The following is a 22,175-nucleotide window of genomic DNA, read 5'->3' as shown; positions in this document are numbered from 1 at the left end:
TGGGAACGCGAGTTTCCAGGCTTTTTTTGTCCGTGCGGCGCAGCGTGACGCGCTCCGTGAAAACGGCGCGACGCCCGTTCGCGCCCGGTGCTACGATCGCGTTTTGCCTTCAGGAGTCGCGATGAACACCCTCGGCATCGTCTCCGAATCGAGCACCCGGGCCTCGGCGCGCAAGCCGCCGTTCATTCCGTCGTTCGGCTTCCACGAAGTGCACGAATCGCAGCCGATCGGCGCGCCGCCCGCGCGCATCATCGACGTCGTCGCGTCGCTCGACATGCGCGCCGATCCCGTCATCGACACGCTGCTGACGGTGCGCGAATTCCCGGCGGCCATCGCCGGCGCGCTGCGCAACGTACCGGCCGGCCCCGGCCGCGCGCGCTTCGGCTTCGACGCCTTCACGCCGCTTCATCGCGACGACACGTCGCTGTCGCTCGGCTTGATCGGGCGCTTCTGGCGCCCGGCGCCCGACGTGCGCACCATCGCCGATGCCGACGCCTTCATCCGGCACGACGACCCGCGCGACGCGAAGCTGGTACTCCGGTTCGAGGTGGTCGGGCTCGCCTCGGGCGCGCACATCCTGCGCACCGAAACCTTCGTCCATTGCCCGAGCGCACGCACGCGCTGCCTGTTCGCGCCGTACTGGCTCGCGATCCGGCTGGGAAGCGGCTGGATCCGGCGTCGTACGCTGGCGGCGGTCGAGCTCGCGCTGGCCTGATTCGCCGCGTCAGAACGGCTTGATCACGGCCAGCCCGACGACGAGCGCCATCGCGACGAGCACCGCGCCCGCCGTCTGCCCGAGCCACGGCGCCGGCACGACGACGAGATCGTCGCGCGCCATGCGCCGCAGCGTGCCGGCCAGGATTCCGTGCAGCACCGACAGCGCGACGACGATCGCGAGCTTCACCAACAGCCATGCGGTGCCGAACCAGTGACCGCTCAGCGCGAGCGCGATGCCGGCGATCCACACGATCGCGAGCGCGGGCGCCGTCACCGTGCGATCCCAGCGCCGCACCGCGCGATGCACGGCGAGGTTCGCGATCCGGACCGCGACCGACGACAACAGCAGCCCGCCGACGAACGTGACGACGGCGGCCAGATGCACGGCCTTCAGCACCAGGTAGATCATCGCGCGTGCCGCCTGCGCGCGATCCAGCCGGCGCTCGCCAGCCCCGCAAACGGCACGACGGCCGACAGCACGAGCCGCGCGACCTCGCCCTTGCGCCACAGCCCGCTCGACGCGGTGCCGACCACCGCCCACACGTACACCGCGAACGCGATGCCGTGAACCGGGCCCATGATCGATACCGCGACCGGATAACCGGCCAGATGCTTGAGCGGCACGGCCACGCACACCAGCGCGACGAGGGTGGTCGCCTCCAGCAGCGACAGGTATTGCAGGTTCCGCAACGCGTTGCGATCGTCTTGTGTCATCGGCAGGGCTCCAGGTGGTCCGCGGCGATTGTCGCGTGTAGTGCGGGTTCGAGCCATTGGCTAGAATGACATCTTTCAACGGATTCTGGCCACGGCCACGAATGCCATGCACACGGTCGCCGTGCTTGCTTTGCCCGATGTCGTCCCGTTCGATCTGGGTGTCGCGTGCGACACGTTCGCGCGCGTGCGGGCGCCCAATGTCGCGCAGGCGTACCGTGTCCGCGTGTGCAGCGACCAGCCGCGCGTCGGCGGCGACCTGTTCGAGCTGCGCCCGCCGTTTCGCCTCGATGCGCTGGCCGACGCCGACACGATCATGGTTCCCGGCACCTCCGTGCCGCTCGCGCCGACGTCGCGCCGCGTGCTCGACGCGCTGCGCGCGGCGGCCGCGCGCGGCTGCCGGATCGCGTCGATCTGCAGCGGCGCGTTCGTGCTCGCGGAAGCCGGGCTGCTCGACGGCCTGCGCGCGACGACGCACTGGCTCGCGGCCGCCGAACTCGCGCGCCGCTACCCGAACGTCGACGTCGATCCGAACGTGCTGTTCGTCGACAACGGGCGGATCCTGACGTCGGCCGGCGCGGCGGCCGGCCTCGATCTGTGCCTGCACATGATCCAGGCCGACTATGGCGCGGCGGTCGCCGTCGATGCCGCCCGCAGCGCGGTGGCGCCGCGCGTGCGCGAAGGCGGGCAGGCGCAGTTCATCGCGCCCGAATGGCCGGCCGGCGGCGACGGGCTGCACGACCTGCTGGACTGGCTGCACGCGAACCTGCGCCAGCCGCTGACGCTCGACGCGATCGCGCGCAAGGCGTCGACGAGCGTGCGCACGCTGACGCGGCGCTTCCAGGAGCAGACCGGCACGTCGCCCGGCCAATGGCTGCAGACCGCGCGCGTGCGGCATGCGCAGCAGTTGCTGGAGGTGACCGAGCTGTCGATCGAACATGTGGCGACGGAAGCCGGGTTCGGTTCGGTCACCGCGTTTCGCGAGCGCTTCGCGCGCATCGTCGGCACGTCGCCACAGCGCTATCGGCAGGCGTTCCGCGCGCGCGCCGATGCGTGACGTCGTCCGGATCGCCGCCTGAAGCATGAACCCGCCGCCCCCTTTCGCGCCAACCGGACCCGACCGATGACCCGCATCCGCAATCCCCTGAACATCGCGCAGCTCCAGGCGTTCGTCTCCGCCGCGCACCTGAAGAGCCTGCGCGCCGCCGCGCGCGAACTCGGCGTCACGCAGCCGGCGATCACGCATACGATCCGCGAACTCGAAACGGCGCTCAACGCGGAGCTGCTCGCGCGCAGCGTGCGCGGCGTCGAGCTGACCGCCTGCGGCGAGGCGCTGCTGCCGCGCGCCGAGCAGTTGCTGGGCGACGTCCGCCGCACGGTCGAGGCCGTCGAGCAGGTGAAAGGCGAGATGTCGGGCCGCGTCGCGGTCGGCACGATGCCGTCGATCGCACTGACCGCGCTGCCGCACGCGGTGACGGCATTCCGCCGGTCGATGCCGAACGTCAGCCTGCATCTGGAGGAAGTGACGGTGCCCGACGCGCTCGCGCAGTTGCGCAACGGCACGCTCGACATCGCTGCAATGCACCATGTGCCCGCGCTCGACCGCGATTTCACGCAATTGCCGCTGCTGTCGACCGAATTCACGATCGTGATGCGCGACGGCCACCCGCTCGCGCACGCGCGCCGGTTAGAGGAACTGCTCGACGCCGAATGGATCGTCACCGTCGGCGCCGAGCAGTTTCCGCACAGCGTGATGGTCGGGATGTTCGAGGCGCACGGGCTGCCGCTGCCGAAACGTCTGCTGCGCTCGCCGATGTCGTTCGCGGTGACGCTCGGGCTCGTCGCGCGCTCGGACGTGATCGGCTGCTTCACGCGCCCGCTCGCCGCGATGGTCGCGCCGCTCGGCATCCGCACGGCCGAACTGGACGAAAGCATGCCACGCTTCGACCTGTCGATCATCGCGCGGCGCGACCTGCTGCCCACGCCCGCCGTGTCGCACTTCGTCACCTGCCTGCAGCGCGCGGTCAACGAAACGCTCGGCTGAATCGTTCCTGTGGATGAAACGGCGGCGCACCCGGCGCGCCGCCGCCGGGCCCGGTATCGGGGCTTGTCCTAGGCGCCCCGCCGGTATTTTGTCTTGATAATCTTGCGCACGTCGCGCGCCCCCATCGGGCGGGCGAAACGGACTGTCCGACGCGAAGCCGCGGCGGGCCGAAGGCTTACGGCGCGGCACAACCGCGCACCCATCGAACAAAACGAGGAGTCACCGAGTGAAAAAGATTCTTGCGGCTGTGACCGTCGCCCTGCTCGCCGTATCGGCCGGCAGCGCGTACGCGAAGGACTGGTCGACCGTGCGGTTCGGCGTCGACGCAAGCTACCCGCCTTTCGAATCGAAAGGCGCCGACGGCAAGGTGGTCGGCTTCGACGTCGATCTCGGCAATGAAATCTGCCGCCGCATGAACGCGAAGTGCGTGTGGATCGAAAACGACTTCGACGGGATGATCCCGGCGCTGAAGGCCCGCAAGTTCGACGGCGTGCTGTCGTCGATGTCGATGACGCCGGCGCGTCAGGAACAGATCGCGTTCTCCGCGAAGCTGTTCAACACGCCGACGCGCCTCGTCACGAAGAAGGGCACGGGCCTGATGCCGACGGCCGAATCGCTGAAGGGCAAGTCGGTCGGCGTCGAGCAGGGCACGATCCAGGAAACCTACGCGAAGACGTACTGGGCCTCGAAGGGCGTGAACGTCGTGCCTTACCAGAACCAGGACCAGGTCTACGCCGACCTGATCTCCGGCCGTCTGGACGGCGCGCTGCAGGACGCGGTGCAAGCCGAGATCGGCTTCCTGAAGACCCCGCGCGGCGCGAACTTCGACTTCGCCGGCAAGGATCTCGACGATCCGAAGACGCTCGGCAACGGCGCCGGTATCGGCCTGCGCAAGGAAGACACCGACCTGAAGGCGAAGATCGACGGCGCGATCGCCGCGATGCGCAAGGACGGCACGTACGACAAGATCGCGAAGAAGTACTTCGATTTCGACGTCTACGGCAAGTAATACGGCCGACGAACGCGCGATTCGGCGCGACGGGAACGGGCTCCGCACGGAGCCCGTTTTTTTTTTGCGCACGACGCGGGCGCCGTTATTTTTTCCGCGCCAAGCTGATGATTCTCAACGGAAAACCGCTTGTTCTGGCGCCGGTTTGATGGCGGCGACGAAGGCAACGTACAATCGTTCTTCCACGCACACGGATCATTCGCGGCTGCGCCGCACTCCCCCCATCATGCAAACGCAGACCCATCCGCTGATTTCCCCCGCCGTCGGCACCGAACGCCAGATCACCAGCTTCCACTACGGCCCGCGCGGCGGCAAGAAGGTCTACATCCAGTCGTCGCTGCACGCGGACGAGTTGCCCGGCATGCTGGTCGCCACGCTGCTGCGCCGCAAGATCGCCGCGCTCGAGACGGCCGGCAAACTGCGCGGCGAAGTCGTCATCGTGCCCGTGCCCAACCCGATCGGCCTGTCGCAACACGTGTTCGGCGATCATCTCGGCCGCTTCGAGCTCGGCTCGATGCAGAACTTCAACCGTAACTTCTACGATCTCGCGGCGCTCGTGCTGCCGCGCGTCGAAGACCGCCTCACGAACGACGCGCAGCGCAATCTCGCGGTCGTACGCACCGCGATGCGCGAAGCGCTCGACGAACAGAAACCGCGCACCGAACTCGACTCGCAGCGCCTCGCGCTGCAGAAGCTGTCGTTCGACGCCGACATCGTGCTCGACCTGCACTGCGACAGCGATGCGGTGATGCACCTCTACACGAACCCCGACCTCTGGGAAGACGTCGAACCGCTGGCGCGCTACCTCGATGCGCAGGCGTCGCTGCTCGCGCTGAATTCGGTCGGCAATCCATTCGACGAAATCCACAGCTTCTGCTGGTCGGATCTGCGCAGCCGCTTCGGCGACCGCTTCCCGATCCCGAACGGCGCGATTTCCGTCACGGTGGAACTGCGCAGCGAACGCGACGTGTCGTACGAGTTCGCCGAAAAGGATGCCCAGGCGATCGTCGAATACCTGACCGAGCGCGGTGTCGTCGAAGGCACGCCGGCGCCGCTGCCGCCGCTCGCGCATCCGGCCACGCCGCTCGCGGGCACCGATCCGCTCGTCGCGCCCGTGTCGGGCGTGATCGTGTTCCGTACGCCGGTCGGCGTGATGATCGAGGCCGGCCAGGTCGTGGCCGACATCGTCGATCCGCTGACCGATCGCGTCGTCACGCTGAAGAGCAGCGTGTCGGGCGTGCTGTACGCGCGCCAGATCGTCCGTTTCGCGACGGCCGGCATGGAAGTCGCGCGCATCGCCGGCGCGACCGCGATCCGCACCGGTTCGCTGCTGTCGGCCTGAGCCTGGACGCCCGGCCCGCGCGCCGGGCCGCGGCGCGCCTCGCCGGCCCTCGCCTGCGTCAAACGAAATCGCCCGCTTGCGCGGGCGATTTGCTTTCCGAAGCGCGCGTCGCGCCGCCGATACCGTGTCGCCGGCCGCTACGCGCGAAGACCGCTCAGAACGCCGGCACGATCGCGCCGCCGAACTTCTGGTCGATGAACTTGCGCACGTCGTCCGATTCATAGGCCGCGACGAGCTTCTTCACCCACGGCTTGTCCTTGTCCTGCGCGCGCACCGCGATCAGGTTCGCGTACGGCCCGCGCAGATCCTCGATCGCGATCGCATCCTTCACCGGCGTGAGCCCGGCCTTGACCGCGTAGTCGGTGTTGATCGACGCGGCGTCGACGTCGGGCAGCGCGCGCGGCAGTTGCGCGGCGTCGAGTTCGACGATCTTGATCTTCTTCGGGTTCTCGGCGACGTCGAGCGGCGTCGCGTTCACGCCATTCGTGCCGACGCCCGGCTTCAGCTTGATCACCCCGTATTTCTGCAGCAGCAGCAGCGCGCGGTTGCCGTTCGACGGATCGTTCTGGATCCCGACCTTCGCGCCGACCGGCAAATCCTTCAGCGACTTGAGCTTCTTCGAATAGAAACCCATCGGCGCGGTATAGGTGAGCCCGACGTTGACGATCTTGTAGCCGCGCTGCTTGATCTGGCTGTCGAGGAACGGCTGGTGCTGGAAGCCGTTCGCATCGAGATCGCCGGAATCGAGCGCCGCGTTCGGCTGCACGTAGTCGTTGAATTCGATGACCTTGATCGCGAGGCCTTCGCGCGCGGCGACCTTCGTCACTTCGGTCCAGATCTGCGCGTCGGGGCCGCTCATCGTGCCGATCTTCAGCGTTTGCGGGTCGGCGTGCGCGGCGGGCGCGGCGAATGCCAGCGCGGCGGCGAGTACGCCGAGGCCGGTCAGGATCGAATGTCGCATGGGGTGTCCTCTTGTCCCGTGTCGTTTGTTGGAGCACGGATCGTGGCACGGGGCCCGAGCGCCACCAACCAAGCTTATTTCATGTGCATATTCCTGATCGAGGTCGAACGACAGACAAATTCGGTATAACCCCGGATGTACATCCCGGGCAGAATTTAGGGCCTGCTTGCATAGGGAACGTGCATGCGAATGCCTGAAATCGCTCGCAGGGCCAGGAGTGAGGAGCGCCGTTTGGCCGCGCCAAACAAGCGACGAACGACGCCGCCATGCGGGCGATTCCAGGCATTCCCGTGGATTGAATTTTTAGTTTGGGGTTGCCACGAGAACGGCCGCTCGCCGCGTTGCGCTCCTTGCGAATACGCGAGTATTCGCGGCGTCGCGCGCCTCGCGAGCGGCCGTTCTCGTGGCAACGCATGCACGTTCCCTATGCAAGCAGGCCCTAATGTCGCATCGGCACCACACATTCTTCATATGACAGTCGCTGTCATATTCATTACGTGGCCCGCCGATAAAGTTGCGCCGGTCCGTGAAAGCGCCCGCAGAGAGCGCCGGAACCGCAACTGGACACGCCATTTATTCGCTCGGAGAATCCTTTGAACAAGAAACTGTTGACCATCGCCGCCCTGGCAGCAACGGCCGGCACGGCACACGCACAAAGCAGCGTGACCCTGTACGGCGTCATCGATGCCGGTATCAGCTACGTGAACCACAGCAAGACCGCCAACGGCGGCACGGGCAAGCTGTTCAAGTACGACGACGGCGTGGCCCAGGGCAGCCGTTGGGGCCTGCGCGGCACCGAAGACCTCGGTGGCGGCCTGAAGGCGATCTTCGTGCTCGAAAACGGCTTCAACAGCGGCAACGGCTCGATCGGCCAGGGCGGCGCGATCTTCGGTCGCCAGGCTTACGTCGGCCTGAGCCAGTCGCAATACGGCACGGTCACGTTCGGTCGCCAATACTCGTTCTCGACCGACATCCTCGGTTCGAACTACTCGACGGGCGGCAACACCGTCGCGGGTAACTATGCGTACCACGTGAACGACATCGACCAGCTCACGTCGAGCCGCATCAACAACGCCGTGAAGTTCCAGAGCGCGAACTATTCGGGCTTCACGTTCGGCGCGTTGTACGGCTTCTCGAACTCGACCGACTTCGCAGGCGCACAGGGCACGGGCACCAACAACACCGGCGGTTCGTCGCGCGCATACAGCTTCGGCCTGAACTACGCGAACGGCCCGATCTCGGTCGGCGCGGCGTACACGGACATCCGTTTCCCGAGCCAGTCGACGCCGGCCTTCTCGACGTCGATCGCGAACCTGAGCACCGGCAACGTCCGCGACCTGCGCACGTACGGCGTGGGTGGCCGCTACGTCTGGGGCCCGGCAACGGCATGGCTGCTGTGGACGCGTACGCAGTTCTCGACGGTGTCGGGCTCGGGCGGCACGTTCTACAACGCATACGAAGCGGGCGCGAAGTACGCATTCACGCCGGCACTGTCGGGCGGCCTCGGCTACACGTACACGAACGCGACGCAAAACGGCAACTCGTGGCACTGGAACCAGGTCAACGGTATCGCCGACTACGCCCTCAGCAAGCGTACGGACGTGTACGGCCTGGTCGTGTACCAGCAGGCTTCGGGCCGCGGCGTGCAAGCGCAGATCGGTTCGAGCACGAGCTACTTCAACACGTCGGGCACGGGTTCGAAGAACCAGATCGCCGCACGTATCGGTATCCGTCACAAGTTCTAAAGCATCCGCTTAACTGTCCGCTCAACCTGCGGATCACGACGGCAAGAAGCGCCCCGCTCCACGCGGGGCGCTTTTTTATGGGCTTTTAAGTTTCGCTTAATTCTGGGCTGAGAGGATGCTCTCACCCCCCCTGTTGGCCGCCTGAGCATCGGCGGCTTTTTTTTTAAACGCCGACGGCGCCGCCATCGATTGCCCACAAGACAGGATCGGAGGCCATGATGATCGAAGATACCGTTTTCAGCCATCTGCACGCGATTCTGACGTGCCAACACTCGCTGCCGGTCCAGAGCTGCCGCGTCTCGGTCGAAATGCAGCGCCCCTGGGGCCGCCCGTATCGCCTCGTCGAATGGACGATGCATCTCGACGCCCCCGCGCGGCGCCAGATCGTGCCGGCCGAATCGACCGACGAAGAGATCGCCGAGGTCGTCGCGTCGCACGTGCCGGGCCGGCTTTACGGCGACGGCCGGCTGCAGTTCTGAACGCGTCTGCGCGCCACCCGCTTCCCGTCTTTCGGCCGCGCCGCACGCGTCGTGCGGCAGTCGGTCTCGTTTGACGCGGCAACGAAACCTGCTACGCTGCGCGTTTTCGTCCACGCAACACACGATGGAAAACGCATTCAACGAACGTGGCGTCATGGTCACGCGCAACGGCCTGTCGGCCGCCGGGCAGGTATTCGCACTGCGTGACATCCGCCACGTCGACGTCGTCAAGATTCCGAAAAACCGTCTCGTGCCGTCGCTGATCTCGCTGATCGGCGCGGCCATCGCCGTCGCAGGCGGCATCGCCGCATCGAGCGCCGCGCTCGTGGTCGGCGTGATGCTCGCCGTGGTCGGCTACCTCGCGTGGACCACGCAGGACATCACGTATCGGCTGATGGTCGAGATGCCCGACGGCAAGCGCGAAGCGCTGTCGAGTGTCGACGCCGAGTTCGTCGAACGCGTCGCGCAGGTCGTGCGCGACGCGCAGTCCGCCACCGCAGCCGGCTGATTCCGTTCGCCTTCGTGCCCGCGCCGGCTCGCGCGGGCAGGATGCACGCCGCGAATGTCGGTTCGCGCGGCGTTCGCGTTGAAGCGCGCGGCGCCCGCCGCGCGCCGCCACCCCCTCCCCGCCACTGCACGCGCCGACCGCCTAGTATGGAAAGAGCGGCTCGCCGCCGCATCGTCCGAGGAGGCCAGCATGAACGCTCAATCGCTGTCCGGCATGCTTCGCGCGCAGGAACTGCTGATCGTGTCGATGATCCGCGCGCTTCCCCCTGATGCACGCCGTGCGCTCGTCGAGCTCTACACCGACCAGATCGCGTTCGCCGAACAGGCCGGTATCGAAAGCCACGGCGATCGCGCCACGCACGACGCGTTCATCGCGCATGCGCGCAACCTGCTGATCCGCATCGAAGCGCTGGCCTGAGTTTCTCGAGACTTCCCCCGGCTCGCCCGAGCCGCGCAGGCGAGCGCTCACTCGCATGGGCCGTCTGGCGTCCTTGTATTGATAATAATTCTCATTTACACTGTTAAAGTTGTCAGTTGCCTTTCACATCGCCGTTTGCCGCCTGTCGCGCGCAAACGGGCCAGCCAGGTGAACGCGTCACCCAGCCAGCCTTCGGGCTTGTTATCGTCAATGGGAGACCACCTGTGCATTGCTATACGCTGGCGCGGCGGCCGATCTGTGCCGCGCTGTTCGGCGCGTTCGGCCTGTCCGCCGCCCCGGCTCACGCCGATTCGTCGCCGCAAGGCGCCACCCCGCCGTCCTCCGTCCTGACCACCGCGGCCGCCTCCACGCGCGGCGACGCGGCGCTGCTCGATCCCGTCACCGTCACGGCCACCCGCACCGCCACCGCGGCGAGCCGCACGGCAGCGTCCGTGTCGGTGATCACCGACGAGGATCTCGAAGAGCAGCAGGCCACCAACATCAAGGACGCACTGCGCTACGAGCCGGGCATCACGGTGCGCCGCACCGCGTACCGTCCCGGCAGCGCCGCGCTCGGCGGCGGCCGCGACGGCGATTCGAGCATCAACATCCGCGGCCTCGAAGGCAATCGCGTGCTGCTGATGGAAGACGGCATCCGCCTGCCGAACGCGTTCTCGTTCGGGCCGCTCGAAGCGGGCCGCGGCGACTACGCGGATCTCGACACGCTCAAGCGCATCGAGATCCTGCGCGGGCCGGCGTCGGCGCTCTACGGCAGCGACGGCCTGACCGGCGCGGTGAACTTCATCACGAAGGACCCGCGCGACCTGCTGTCGGTCTACAACAAGCCTTACTACTTCTCGTTCCGGCCGAGCTACGACTCGACCGATCGCAGCATCGGCGCGACCGTGTCGGCCGCGGGCGGCAACGATCGCGTCCAGGGGATGATCATCGCCGACGGCCGGCGCGGCCACGAGGTCGACACGCGCGGCGGCAACAACACGGCAAGCACGCTGCGCACGACGTCGAACCCGCAGGACGTGTATTCGGAATCGCTGCTCGGCAAGCTCGTGCTGACACCGACCACGCGCGACACGATCAAGTTCACCGCCGAAACGGTGCAGCGGCGCGTGAGCACCGACGTGCTGTCGGCGACCAATGCGCCGACCACGCTCGGCCTCACGACCCACGACCGGCTCGAACGCAACCGCTTCAGCGTCGACTACGACTTTCGCGACGACGCGCTCCGCTGGTTCCAGACCGCGCACGTGCAGTTCTACTACCAGGACGCGAAGCAGGATCAATATGCGTTCGAGACGCGCGGCAAGCTGCCCTCGCGTTCGCGCGACAACCAGTACAAGGAACGCACGTTCGGCGGCGCCGCGTTCGCCGAGAGCGGCTTCGCGACCGGCCCGCTCGCGCACAAGCTGCTGGTCGGCGTGGACGGCAGCCTGTCGCGCGTGACCAACCTGCGCGACGGCACGGTGCCAGGCGTCGGCGAAGCGTTCCCGAACAAGGCGTTCCCCGACACCGACTACACGTTGTTCGGCGCGTTCGTGCAGGACCAGATCGGCTACGGCCGCCTGCTCGTCACGCCGGGCCTGCGCTTCGACACGTACCGGCTGAGCCCGACCGAGAACGATCCGCTGTTCACCGGCAAGGCCGTGTCGACGAACGCGAACGAACTGTCGCCGCGCGTTGCCGTGCTCTACGAGATCACGCCCGCGGTCATTCCGTACGTGCAGTACGCGCACGGCTTCCGCGCGCCGACGCCCGACCAGGTGAACAGCAGCTTCTCGAATCCGGTGTACGGCTACACGTCGATCGGCAATCCGAACCTGAAGCCCGAAACCAGCGACACGTTCGAAGCCGGCCTGCGCGGCAAGGCCGGCACCGGCTACGGCATCGTGCGCTACAGCGCGGCCGCGTTCACCGGCCGCTACCGCAACTTCATCTCGCGCACGACGATCGCCGGCAGCGGCCGGCCGGTCGACCCGTTCGTGTTCCAGTACGTGAACTTCGCCGACGCACGCATTCATGGCCTCGAAGGCCGCGCCGAATGGGTGATGCCGAACGGCATCACGCTGAAGACGGCGATGGCGTTCACGAAGGGCTCGACGCAGAACGACGGCGCGGCCAGCCAGCCGCTGAACACCGTGAACCCGTTCTCGGCCGTGTTCGGCGTGCGGTACGAGCCGACCGAACGCTGGTTCGTGCAGACCGACCTGCTGTTCCAGGCCGCCAAACGCGACAAGGACGTCGACAAGTCCGACTGTTCGAACAAGGCGTGCTTCACGCCGCCGTCGTCGTTCGTCGTCGACCTGCGCGGCGGCTACCGCTTCAACAAGCACGTGAGCGCGACGATCGGCATCCGCAACCTGTTCGACCGCAAGTACTGGAACTGGTCGGACGTGCGCGGCATCGCGGCCGATTCGCAGGTGCTCGACGCGTATTCGTCGCCCGGCCGCACGGTCGCCGTCAGCATGAAAGTGGATTTCTGATGCGCGTTGCCCGCGCGCCTACCCCAACCGTTACTCGAAGGAGTCCGACATGATGCAATCCGCCCTTCCCGGTCAATCGGCCACGCCGGCCCGCGCGGCCGCCGCGCTGCGCGACGCGTTCATCAAGCTCAAGACCGAGCGTCAGCTGCGCAACCGCGACGTCGCGCAGGCGCTCGGCGTCAGCGAAGGCGAGGCGCTCGCCGCGTTCGTCGGCGAGCACGTCGTGCGGCTCGACGCGCGCTTTCCGGCGATGTTCGAGGAAATGCCGCGCCTCGGCCGCGTGATGGCGCTGACGCGCAACGACACGGCCGTCCACGAAAAGGACGGCGAGTACGCGCAGATGAGCCACGACGGCCCGGTCGGCCTCGCGCTCGGCGACATCGACCTGCGCATCTTCTATCGTCACTGGGTGTCGGCGTTCGCGGTGCGCGACGAGACCGCGCACGGCCCGCTGAAGAGCCTGCAGTTCTTCGACGCGCAAGGTCATGCGATCCACAAGGTCTACCTGCGCGCGCACAGCGATCACGCCGCATACGACGCGTTCGTCGAACGCTGGCGCGCGCCGTCGCAGGAGCCGGGCCTCGAGGTCGCGCCCGCCGCAGCGAAAACGCCCGAGCGCGCCGACACCGAGATCGACGTCGCGGGTTTTCGCGCCGCGTGGGACGCGATGACCGACACGCACCAGTTCTTCGGCATCACGCAACGCTTCGGCGTGAGCCGCATGCAGGCGCTACGCCTCGCCGATCCGCGCTACGCATATCCGGTCGAAACCGCGCATGCGTTGCGCCACGTGCTCGAACAGGCCGCGAAAAGCGGCCAGCCGATCATGGTGTTCGTCGGCAACGCGGGGATGATCCAGATCCATACGGGCCCCGTCGCGAACGTGCGCGAGGTCGGCGCGTGGATCAACGTGCTCGATCCGGGCTTCAACCTGCATGTGCGCGAAGACCTGATCGCCGCCGCGTGGGTCGTGAAGAAGCCGACGAGCGACGGCATCGTCACGTCGCTCGAACTATTCGACCGGCAGGGCGACCACGTCGCGCTGCTGTTCGGCGAGCGCAAGCCCGGCAAGGTCGAGCGCGACGACTGGCGCGCGCTCGTCGCGACGCTGCCGGCGGCCGCACGCGGAGCCGCGCGGTGAGCGCGCGGCGGTTCGATCCGCGCCGCCGGTCGCTGCTGGCCGGCGCGGCGGCCGGCGCGCTCGCGGGCGTACTGCCCGGCGGCGTGCTCGCGCAGGGCGTGGTCGCCGCGCCGAAACGCGTGATCGTGATCGGCGGCGCGCTCGCGGAAACCGCATTCGCGCTCGGCGGCGCCGAGACGCCGCGTTACCGGCTCGTCGGCGCCGACACGACGTGCACGTATCCCGACGCCGCGAAGCGCCTGCCGAAGGTCGGCTACCAGCGCGCGCTGTCGGCCGAAGGGCTGCTGTCGCTGCGGCCCGATCTCGTGCTGGCCTCGGCGGAAGCCGGCCCGCCGACGGCGATCGCGCAGGTGAAAGGCGCCGGCGTCACGGTGACGACCTTCGACGAGCGCCACGACGTCGAATCGGTGCGCGCGAAGATCACCGGCGTCGCGCAGGCACTCGACGTGCGCGACGCCGGCGCCGCGCTGCTGCAGCGTTTCGACCGCGACTGGCAGGCCGCGCGCGACGCGGTCGCCGCGCGCGTGCCCGGCGGCGCGCAGCCGCCGCGCGTGCTGTTCGTGCTGAACCATACCGGCACCCAGGCGCTCGTCGCCGGCCAGCGCACGGCCGCCGACGCGATGATCCGCTACGCGGGCGCGCGCAACGCGATGCAGGGCTTCGATCACTACAAGCCGCTGACGACCGAGGCGCTCGCGGCGGCCGCGCCCGACGTCGTGCTGATCTCCGACGAAGGGCTGGCGGCCGTCGGCGGCCACGCCGCGCTGCTCGCGACGCCGGGCTTCGGCGCGACGCCGGCCGGCCGCGCGCGGCGCGTCGTGTCGCTCGACGCGCTGTTCCTGCTCGGCTTCGGCCCGCGCCTGCCGCTCGCCGTCACGACCCTGCACCGACGCCTGTCGGATGCGCTCGCCTGAATCCGGATCGACCCGATGCCCGCTCACGCCTCGCCCTTCAACGCGCCATCGTCCGCCTCGCGCGCCGGCGCCGCGCGCCTCGGCACGTCGCGCCGCTTCGCGCCGTTCGTCCTGGCCGCGCTCGCCATTCTCGTGGGCGTGATGTCCGTCGTCGCGCTGTGCGTCGGCGCGTACCGCATTCCGCTGGCGGAAGCCTGGGCCGCGCTGAGCGGCGACCCGGCCGCGCAGCAGGCGCGCGCGGTGCTGCTCGACATCCGCGCGCCGCGCGTCGTGCTCGCGCTGCTGGTCGGCGGCGGCTTCGGCGCGACCGGCGCCGCGATGCAGGCGCTGTTCCGCAATCCGCTCGCCGATCCCGGGCTCGTCGGCGTATCGAGCGGCGCCGCGCTCGGCGCGACCACGCTGATCGTGCTCGGCCCCGCGCTCTTCGCCGCCCACGCAAGCGCGGCCGCGCTGCCCGTGGCCTCGTTCGCGGGCGGGCTCGCGGTCGCGGCGCTCGTCTACCGGCTGGCCGCGTCGCGCGGCCGGCTTGCGCTGCCGCTGCTGCTGCTCGCCGGCATCGCGATCAATGCGCTGGTCGGCGCAGCGATTGGGCTGCTCACGTTCGTCGCCGACGACGCACAGCTGCGCTCGCTGACCTTCTGGAGCCTCGGCAGCCTCGGCGGCGCGCAATGGCCGACGCTGGCGGCCGTCGCGCCGTGCGTCGCGCTCGGCGGCGTGCTGCTCGTGCGCGAGCGCGACGCGCTGAACGCACTGCAGCTCGGCGAAACCGAAGCGCTGCATCTCGGCGTGCCCGTGCAGCCACTGAAGCGGCGCGTGCTCGTCGCGGTCGCGCTCGCGGTCGGCGCGCTCGTGTCGTGCGCGGGCATCATCGGTTTCATCGGGCTCGTCGCGCCGCATTGCGTGCGCCTCGCGTGCGGCCCCGACCAGCGCATCGTGCTGCCCGGCGCCGCATTGCTCGGCGCGTTGCTGACGCTCGCGGCCGATCTCGCCGCGCGCACGGTCGCCGCGCCCGCCGACATTCCGCTCGGCGTGCTGACCGCGCTGCTCGGCGCGCCGTTCTTCCTCGCGTTGCTGTGGAAGAACCGCGGCGCGCTCGGCGGGTAATTCCTTCTTCACGATGACCATGCTGACTGCCCACCACCTCGACGTCGCCCGCCGGCACGGCACGATCCTGCGCGACCTGTCGCTGTCGATCGAACCCGGCCGCGTGACCGCGCTGCTCGGCCGCAACGGCGCAGGCAAGAGCACGCTGCTGAAAACCTTCGCCGGCGAACTGACCGGCAGCGTCGCGCCGCACGGCGTGCGCGTGACGGGCGACGTCACGCTGAACGGCGAACCGCTCGCACGCATCGACGCGCCGCGGCTCGCGTGCCTGCGCGCGGTGCTGCCGCAGGCCGCGCAGCCGGCGTTCCCGTTCAGCGTCGACGAAATCGTGCTGCTCGGCCGCTATCCACACGCGCGGCGCAGCGGTGCGACGTCGCACCGCGATCGCGACATCGCATGGCGCGCGCTCGAACGCGCGGGCGCCGACGCGCTCGTCGGCCGCGACGTCACGACGCTGTCGGGCGGCGAACTCGCACGCGTGCAGTTCGCCCGCGTCCTCGCGCAGCTGTGGCCCGATCACGACACGACGGAACCCGGCCCGCGTTACCTGCTGCTCGACGAGCCGACCGCCGCGCTCGATCTCGCACACCAGCACCGCCTGCTCGATACCGTGCGCGCCGTCGCGCGCGAATGGCAGCTCGGCGTGCTCGCGATCGTCCACGATCCCAACCTCGCCGCGCGGCATGCGGATGCGATCGCGATGCTCGCCGACGGCACGATCGTCGCGCATGGCGCACCGCGCGACGTGATGACGCCTGCTCATATCGCGCAGTGCTACGGCTTCGCGGTGAAGATGGTGGAAACCGGCGACGGGACGCCGCCGGTGATGGTGCCCGCGTAGCGCGGGCGTGTATCGCATGATCGTTGCATCGATCTAGGCGGTGCGTTGCCCTGGGCGGCGGCGCACTCTCCCGATCTCTCGCATTGCCCCTGCCAAGGAAATCCCCGTGCCGCTTCCGATGACCCGCATCATCCTGTACGTCCGCGACGTCGCGTTGCTGAAAGCGTTCTATCAACGGCATTTCGCGTTGCCCGTCATCGAGGAAATCGACGGTGAATGGGCCGTGCTCGGCGCGGGCGCGATCGAGCTCGCGCTGCATCGAGCCGGCCCGGCATTCCGTCATGCGGCCGCACCAGCAAGCACGAACGCCAACGCGGCCACCAGCAACGTGAAGCTCGTCTTCACGATCGATGCCGATATCGACGCGTATCGCGACCGGCTCGCCCGCGACGGCGTGACCGTGCGCGATCTGAAGCGCTACGACGGCTTCCCGTACCGGATGGTCGACGGCATCGATCCGGAAGGGAACGTCTTTCAGGTGATGCAGCCGGACTGAATGCCGGCGCGAAAAGCATGGGCGCGCGCGCTCAATGCTCGACATCCGCCGCGCCGAAGCTCCGCATCTTCCAGCCGAGCCGTACGGCGAGCATCCGTATCGAGAAGCCGGCCGCCAGCGCGACGAGCGTCGCGAACCCCGTGTCGATGCCGACATGCTGCATCCCGACATACAGCGAACCCGTGACGAACGCGACGCTCGCGTACAGCTCCTCGCGCAGGATCAGCGGCATCTCGTTGCAGAGTAAATCGCGCAGCATCCCGCCGCACACGCCCGTGATCGCGCCGGCCAGCACGACGATGATCGGCGCCGTGCCGGTCGACGCGCCGATGTCGCAGCCGATGATCGTGAACGCCGCGAGGCCGATCGCATCGACGGTGACGAACAACGTCTTCATCCGCGCGACGTGCCGTGCCGCCCACGACGCGACGGTCGCCGCGACGAGCGTGATCACCAGGTATTCGGGATGTGCGATCCAGCCGAGCGGATAGTGGCCGAGCAGCACGTCGCGCACGGTGCCGCCGCCGAGCGCCGTCACCGCGCCGACGAGCGCGAGGCCGAAGCGGTCCATCCCGCGGCGCATGCCCATCAGCGCCCCCGACATCGCTTCCGCGACGATCGCAATCAGATAGAGCGTATGCATGGCGCGCGTCAGTCGTCGGTCCGGAACAGGTCGAGCACGCGTTCGCGCTCGGCCGCATCGACGGCGGCAGGCATCGGCTCGTCGCGCTTGCCGTTGTCGGCCGGCGCGTCGGGCGCATCGATGGCCGCCGCGCCGCCGCACGCGAAGCGGCTGCGGATATACGCCGGCACGTCGGCCGTGCACGTGCCGCGCGTGTATTCCGCGTAGACGAAGTCGCCGTCGACGAGCGCGACGTCCTGGGGCGGCATCGCCGCGACCGGCGTGCGCCCGTCGACGGCCGTCTTCATGTAGTCGAGCCAGACCGGCAGCGCGAGCGTCGCGCCGGTCGCGCGCCCCATTGGGCGCGGCGTGTCGTAGCCGAGCCACGCGACCGCGACGATGCCCGACGAATAGCCGGCGAACCATACGTCCTTCGACCCGTTCGACGTGCCCGTCTTGCCGGCCGCGTCGTCACGCCGCAGCGCGAGCGCGCCGCGCGCGGTGCCGGCCCGCACGACGTCGCGCAACATGCTGTCCATCACGAACGCATTGCGCGCCGATACGACCCGCTCGCCCGCCGGCACGGTCGCCTCGTACATCGCGCCGCCGTGACGCTGCTTCACCGACAGGATCAGGCGCGGCTCCATCCGCGTCCCGCCGTTCGCGAACACGCTGTAGGCGCTCGCGAGTTCGAGCGGCGTCACGGCGCCCGCGCCGAGCGCGAGCGGCAGCGACGCCGGATTGCGCTGCGCGTCGAAGCCGAAATGCACCGCGTGCTGCTGCACGTAGCGCGCGTCGGTGGCCTGCATCAGGCTGACCGCGACCAGGTTCTTCGAACGCACGAGCCCGCGCCGCACCGGGATGAAGCCTTCGTAGCGATTGCCGAAATTGCGCGGACGCCACGGCCGCGCGCCGGTTTCCGCGTGCGTGAGCGTGCGCTGGGTATCGTCGACGAGCACGCCGGGGAAGTAGCCCTTCTCCAGCGCCGCCGAATAGACGAACGGCTTGAAGCTCGACCCCGGCTGGCGATACGCCTGCAGCGCATGGTCGAACACGTTGCGATTGAAATCCGCGCCGCCGACCAGCGCGAGCATGTCGCCGGTGGCCGCATCGAGCGACACGAGCGCGCCTTCGAGCCCGTTGCGCGTCTCGCGCTTCGCGCGCGCCTGGCGGCTCAGCGTGCGCTCGAGCGCGGCTTCGGCCGCGCGCTGGTCGCGCATCGAGATCGTCGTCGTCACGTCGAGGCCGAGCGTGTACGCGTCGTCGTGAAACCGCTCGACCATCATCCGGCGCGCGCGCTCGGCGACGTACGGCGCCGCGACGATGCCGGGCGGCGGCGTGGTCGCCAGCGCGATCGGCGCGTCGACGGCCGCACGATACGTCGCATCGTCGAGTTGCCCGAGCGCGTGCATCCGGCCGAGCACGTAGTTGCGCCGCGCAGTCGCGCGCGCGGGATTGACGACCGGGTTGAACGCGGACGGCGCTTTGGGCAGCCCGGCGAGCACGGCCGCCTCGCCCGCGCTCAGCGCATCGAGCGGCTTGCCGAAGTACACGTGCGCGGCGGCCGCGAAGCCGTATGCGCGCTCGCCCAGATAGATCTCGTTCATGTACAGCTCGAGCAGCTTGTCCTTGCTGTATTCGCGTTCGAGCTTGGCCGCCATCAGGATCTCGGCGAGCTTGCGGCTCAGCACCTTGTCGCGCGTCAGGTAGAAGTTGCGCGCGACCTGCATCGTGATCGTGCTGCCGCCCTGGCCCGGCTGGCCCGTCACGACGTTCGCGAACGTCGCGCGCGCAAGACCGCCGACATCGACCGGGCCGTGCTCGTAGAACTTCGCGTCCTCCGCCGCGAGCAGCGCATGCCGCATCAGCGGCGGAATGCGTTCGAGCGGCACGAACTCGCGCCGCTCGACGCCGTATTCGGCCAGCAGGTCGCCGTCGCGCGAAAAGATCCGCAGCGGCAGCGCGGGACGATAGACGGCCAGGTGTTCGACGGACGGCAACTGCGTCCAGATGCGATCGATCGTCCATGCGCCGATGCCCGCGCATGCGAGCGTCAGGCCGAGCAACGCGCCCGCGAGCGTGCGCCAGACGCGGCGGCGGCGCGGCGGTGCGGATGGCGGCGCGGGCGGCGGCGATGGGTTGGCGGTGGGGTCGGTCATGTCGGGGCTCCTTCTTCAGTGCCGCGACGGCCGGCGCGCGAGCGGCGCCGATCGGTCACGAAAGGCGCGCATTGTCGAAGGGATGGCGCGAAACCGGAACATTCTTTAGCCAAAGTTTGGCTGGCTAAATTTTATTTAGGAAAGCGCACCGGGGCCCGCTCGCGGCGCGTATGTGGGTCTGCGGCATGTCGTCGCGGCCGGGCAGGCGAGGCGCATGAGCCGGTTCGCCTGTACCATCGCGTGATGTTCGACCGATACCTCGACCTGTGGGGCCTCGTTCCCGACGGTGGCCCGATCCTGACCGCGAGCGGCGGCCTGTTGCCGGTCGTCTGGCACGCGCGGCCCGCGATGCTGAAAGTCGCGACGTGCGACGAGGAACGCCGCGGCAATGCGCTGATGGCCTGGTGGAACGGGCAAGGCGCCGCGCAGGTGTGGCGGCACGACGGCGACGCGATCCTGCTCGAACGCGCGCAGCCGGCGCCGTCGCTCGCCGCATTGTCGGCAGCCGGCCACGACGACGACACGATGCGCATCGCTTGCGACGTCGTCGCGCGGCTGCACGCGCACCGTGCGCCGCAGTGCCCTGCGGTCGTGCCGCTGCACGACTGGTTCTATGCGCTGCTATCGAGCGATGCCGACAACGATGTGCTGCGCCGCTCCGCGGCGATCGCTCGCCAGTTGCTCGCCGAGCCGTCCGTCGACGAAGTCGTGTTGCACGGCGACATCCATCACGACAACATCCTGCATTTCGGCGATCGCGGCTGGCGCGCGATCGACCCGAAAGGGCTGCGCGGCGAGCGCACGTTCGACTACGCGAATCTGTTCTGCAATCCCGCACACGACATCGCGGTCGATCCCGTGCGTTTCGGGCGGCGCGTCGCGGTCGTGGCCGATACCGCACAACTCGACCGGCGCCGGCTGCTGCAGTGGATTCTCGCGTGGTCGGGACTGTCGCCCGTGTGGTTGATGGAAGACGAGTTGTCGCCCGATACACGGCTGGAGGTTGCGATGCTTGCGGCGGGTGCGCTCGGGCTGTAGCGATACGCATCGCCGATGAAAACAGACTCGTTACGAGTTACGGGGGAATGCGGGGAGAATCGGCGCCTTTCGGCCATGAACGGACAATCGACTGCGCTGAGAATATCGCCGACAATTGTCAGCACGGATCGACTTAGAGTTGCCGGCGAGACATATGACACAGATCGCGATCGTATTGCACGGACCTACCAGCGCGGGAAAAAGCAGCTTGGCCAAGGCGCTTCAGAATAGCTCGGAAGCGCCGATGTTCCACATATCGCTCGATGCATTCGTCGAAATGTCGCGTAGGCGTGACATGAGATCGGATGAAGAGTTGAATCAGGCGCTCAGGATACATCACCTCAATCTGCAGTCCACCCTGAAGCGCGTAGCTGCAAGTCATTTCGGGATTGTTCTCGATCTTGTGCTGCGAGATACAACCGCCTTCGAAGAATGTATTTCTGCACTCGCGCCTCGCCGCACGTACGTGATAGGTGTTTGTTGCCCATTGGATGTTCTGGAAGAGCGTGAACGCAGCAGGCCGGACCGTGGAGAAGGAATGGCGCGATCCCAATTCGGGCATCCAGCTTACTCAAGGCCCTACTCGATGCGTCTGGATACGTCGACTTGCAGTCCCGAAGAAGGCGCTCAAAGAATCCGCTCATTCCTCAACGCGCAGGCGGAATGATCGCTTTTGCTATCAGCGAATGGCTCAAGGGGGGCGTTCGCGGACGATCCTCAAAAAGGTGAGCGTAGGTTTGCGCGCGAAGCCTTGTCAGATAAGGTGCAGGTACTGCTGCATCATTGGAGTGACGGGTGCAGGGGCTGCGGTGGGGTGCGTGCTCATGTGACCGGGAAAAGTTGCTTTGGCTGCCCGAGCTTATCAGCGGCCCGCACGGGACTGCTCGAAGTTCGCCGTTCGGCCAGTTGCTGGAGATCACGACCGGCGGCTGCCGGCTACGAACGGCCGTTCGACACAGCTTTTTAGATCGTCGACAATCGGTGCGGATAAGGGCGTAGCCTTTAGCGGTTACCGTCGATCAGATCGTTCAGCAGCGCATCGAACGCGGCCTGTGCGTCTTCAAGTTCCTGCAGGGCGGCATCAAAGGTTTGCAGCGCGAACGGCGAAGGCTCGCCGCTGCCTTGCGGCGGAAATTGCTTCTGCATCGAGGCGAACGTACTCTGCACGCGCAGCGTGGCGGCCACCATGCGCTCCATCGCCTCGGTTTCTTCGGCTCGGGCCTGTTCCGGATTCATTCCTCTCTCCTTGGATGGTTTTCTTGAAGACCAGATCGTACACGCTGTGTCCGTTCTTGCCGCCCTTGTAGTGGTCTAATGAATCCGGACACTGATTTAGGCGAGAATGGTCGCCATGAAGAGGTGTCTGATGAGCAAGCAACGACGTACGTTTTCCCCGGAGTTCAAACAGCAAGCCGCCTGTCTGGTGCTC

General features: G+C 68.0%; 23 protein-coding genes. 17 read left to right on the top strand and 6 right to left on the bottom strand.

Annotated elements, in window-relative coordinates:
* The first annotated feature begins 121 nt into the window (after window positions 1-121).
* Entirely contained in the window at window positions 122-715 is a 594-nt protein-coding gene (locus H0X91_RS32010) for a hypothetical protein (RefSeq protein ID WP_058902385.1), read from the top strand.
* 9 nt (window positions 716-724) lie between these two features.
* Here the strand turns inward: H0X91_RS32010 and H0X91_RS32005 are convergent, their stop codons facing one another.
* Window positions 725-1,126 (bottom strand): CopD family protein, encoded by a 402-nt coding sequence (locus H0X91_RS32005; protein ID WP_058902386.1) that lies wholly within the window; start codon window positions 1,124-1,126, stop codon window positions 725-727.
* Window positions 1,123-1,431, bottom strand: a complete 309-nt coding sequence (locus H0X91_RS32000) for a DUF3817 domain-containing protein (protein WP_058902387.1) — start codon at window positions 1,429-1,431, stop codon at window positions 1,123-1,125. The genes H0X91_RS32005 and H0X91_RS32000 overlap by 4 nt, the downstream gene beginning before the upstream one ends.
* Before the next feature lie 106 nt (window positions 1,432-1,537).
* On the opposite strand from H0X91_RS32000, the gene H0X91_RS31995 reads away from it, so the two are divergent.
* The 4 genes from H0X91_RS31995 to H0X91_RS31980 all read left to right on the top strand — a co-directional run bounded on the left by H0X91_RS31995 (window position 1,538) and on the right by H0X91_RS31980 (window position 5,823).
* The gene (locus H0X91_RS31995; RefSeq protein ID WP_006491810.1) at window positions 1,538-2,485 is read left to right on the top strand and encodes a GlxA family transcriptional regulator; all 948 of its coding nucleotides are present in this window, start codon (window positions 1,538-1,540) and stop codon (window positions 2,483-2,485) included.
* Window positions 2,486-2,551: 66 nt separating this feature from the next.
* Entirely contained in the window at window positions 2,552-3,472 is a 921-nt protein-coding gene (locus H0X91_RS31990) for a LysR substrate-binding domain-containing protein (RefSeq protein WP_006489204.1), read from the top strand.
* Between the two features lie 226 nt (window positions 3,473-3,698).
* On the top strand, window positions 3,699-4,481 hold the full coding sequence (locus H0X91_RS31985) for an ABC transporter substrate-binding protein (RefSeq protein WP_006489206.1): 783 nt from the start codon (window positions 3,699-3,701) through the stop codon (window positions 4,479-4,481).
* A 226-nt stretch (window positions 4,482-4,707) separates the two neighbouring features.
* Window positions 4,708-5,823: a succinylglutamate desuccinylase/aspartoacylase family protein gene (locus H0X91_RS31980; protein WP_058902388.1), complete on the top strand. Its 1,116-nt coding sequence runs from the start codon at window positions 4,708-4,710 to the stop codon at window positions 5,821-5,823.
* Between the two features lie 154 nt (window positions 5,824-5,977).
* Here the strand turns inward: H0X91_RS31980 and H0X91_RS31975 are convergent, their stop codons facing one another.
* A complete protein-coding gene (locus tag H0X91_RS31975) occupies window positions 5,978-6,784 on the bottom strand; it encodes a MetQ/NlpA family ABC transporter substrate-binding protein (protein ID WP_006489221.1) in 807 nt (268 codons plus the stop codon).
* A gap of 593 nt (window positions 6,785-7,377) precedes the next feature.
* On the opposite strand from H0X91_RS31975, the gene H0X91_RS31970 reads away from it, so the two are divergent.
* The 10 genes from H0X91_RS31970 to H0X91_RS31925 all read left to right on the top strand — a co-directional run bounded on the left by H0X91_RS31970 (window position 7,378) and on the right by H0X91_RS31925 (window position 16,927).
* On the top strand, window positions 7,378-8,529 hold the full coding sequence (locus H0X91_RS31970; protein ID WP_006491809.1) for a porin: 1,152 nt from the start codon (window positions 7,378-7,380) through the stop codon (window positions 8,527-8,529).
* Window positions 8,530-8,747: 218 nt separating this feature from the next.
* On the top strand, window positions 8,748-9,008 hold the full coding sequence (locus H0X91_RS31965) for a DUF2866 domain-containing protein (protein ID WP_011548992.1): 261 nt from the start codon (window positions 8,748-8,750) through the stop codon (window positions 9,006-9,008).
* A 124-nt stretch (window positions 9,009-9,132) separates the two neighbouring features.
* Window positions 9,133-9,516, top strand: a complete 384-nt coding sequence (locus tag H0X91_RS31960) for a DUF6232 family protein (RefSeq protein ID WP_012493589.1) — start codon at window positions 9,133-9,135, stop codon at window positions 9,514-9,516.
* Between the two features lie 189 nt (window positions 9,517-9,705).
* Window positions 9,706-9,933, top strand: a complete 228-nt coding sequence (locus H0X91_RS31955) for a hypothetical protein (protein WP_058903544.1) — start codon at window positions 9,706-9,708, stop codon at window positions 9,931-9,933.
* Window positions 9,934-10,157: 224 nt separating this feature from the next.
* Window positions 10,158-12,431, top strand: a complete 2,274-nt coding sequence (locus H0X91_RS31950; protein ID WP_196433666.1) for a TonB-dependent hemoglobin/transferrin/lactoferrin family receptor — start codon at window positions 10,158-10,160, stop codon at window positions 12,429-12,431.
* Between the two features lie 49 nt (window positions 12,432-12,480).
* A complete protein-coding gene (locus H0X91_RS31945; protein WP_006491808.1) occupies window positions 12,481-13,572 on the top strand; it encodes a hemin-degrading factor in 1,092 nt (363 codons plus the stop codon).
* Window positions 13,569-14,486, top strand: coding sequence for a heme/hemin ABC transporter substrate-binding protein (locus H0X91_RS31940; RefSeq protein ID WP_058902391.1), 918 nt, complete (start codon window positions 13,569-13,571; stop codon window positions 14,484-14,486). The genes H0X91_RS31945 and H0X91_RS31940 overlap by 4 nt, the downstream gene beginning before the upstream one ends.
* 15 nt (window positions 14,487-14,501) lie before the next feature.
* Window positions 14,502-15,590 carry a FecCD family ABC transporter permease gene (locus H0X91_RS31935; RefSeq protein WP_196433665.1) on the top strand — a complete coding sequence of 363 codons (1,089 nt, stop codon included), beginning with the start codon at window positions 14,502-14,504 and terminating at the stop codon, window positions 15,588-15,590.
* 19 nt (window positions 15,591-15,609) lie between these two features.
* Window positions 15,610-16,431: a heme ABC transporter ATP-binding protein gene (locus H0X91_RS31930; RefSeq protein ID WP_006485871.1), complete on the top strand. Its 822-nt coding sequence runs from the start codon at window positions 15,610-15,612 to the stop codon at window positions 16,429-16,431.
* Window positions 16,432-16,537: 106 nt separating this feature from the next.
* Window positions 16,538-16,927 (top strand): VOC family protein, encoded by a 390-nt coding sequence (locus H0X91_RS31925; protein WP_006496216.1) that lies wholly within the window; start codon window positions 16,538-16,540, stop codon window positions 16,925-16,927.
* Between the two features lie 31 nt (window positions 16,928-16,958).
* On the opposite strand, the gene H0X91_RS31920 is transcribed toward H0X91_RS31925, so the two are convergent.
* Together H0X91_RS31920 and H0X91_RS31915 are read right to left on the bottom strand one after the other, a co-directional pair.
* The gene (locus H0X91_RS31920; protein ID WP_048987706.1) at window positions 16,959-17,570 is read right to left on the bottom strand and encodes a trimeric intracellular cation channel family protein; all 612 of its coding nucleotides are present in this window, start codon (window positions 17,568-17,570) and stop codon (window positions 16,959-16,961) included.
* 8 nt (window positions 17,571-17,578) lie between these two features.
* Complete coding sequence (locus tag H0X91_RS31915) at window positions 17,579-19,708, bottom strand: penicillin-binding protein 1A (protein WP_006496214.1); 2,130 nt, start codon at window positions 19,706-19,708, stop codon at window positions 17,579-17,581.
* Window positions 19,709-19,951: 243 nt separating this feature from the next.
* On the opposite strand from H0X91_RS31915, the gene H0X91_RS31910 reads away from it, so the two are divergent.
* Entirely contained in the window at window positions 19,952-20,746 is a 795-nt protein-coding gene (locus tag H0X91_RS31910; protein WP_196433664.1) for an aminoglycoside phosphotransferase family protein, read from the top strand.
* Window positions 20,747-20,900: 154 nt separating this feature from the next.
* Window positions 20,901-21,413: a chloramphenicol phosphotransferase CPT family protein gene (locus H0X91_RS31905; RefSeq protein WP_012493593.1), complete on the top strand. Its 513-nt coding sequence runs from the start codon at window positions 20,901-20,903 to the stop codon at window positions 21,411-21,413.
* Window positions 21,414-21,748: 335 nt separating this feature from the next.
* Here H0X91_RS31905 and H0X91_RS31900 read toward each other — a convergent pair whose 3' ends face one another.
* Window positions 21,749-21,982, bottom strand: a complete 234-nt coding sequence (locus H0X91_RS31900; protein ID WP_006487081.1) for a hypothetical protein — start codon at window positions 21,980-21,982, stop codon at window positions 21,749-21,751.
* Window positions 21,983-22,175 lie beyond the last annotated feature (193 nt).

Source organism: Burkholderia sp. 9777_1386, assembly GCF_015712265.1.
GTDB lineage: Bacteria > Pseudomonadota > Gammaproteobacteria > Burkholderiales > Burkholderiaceae > Burkholderia > Burkholderia cenocepacia.
Note: the sequence above shows the minus strand (reverse complement) of the source record. Positions and strands in the feature narration are given on the sequence as shown.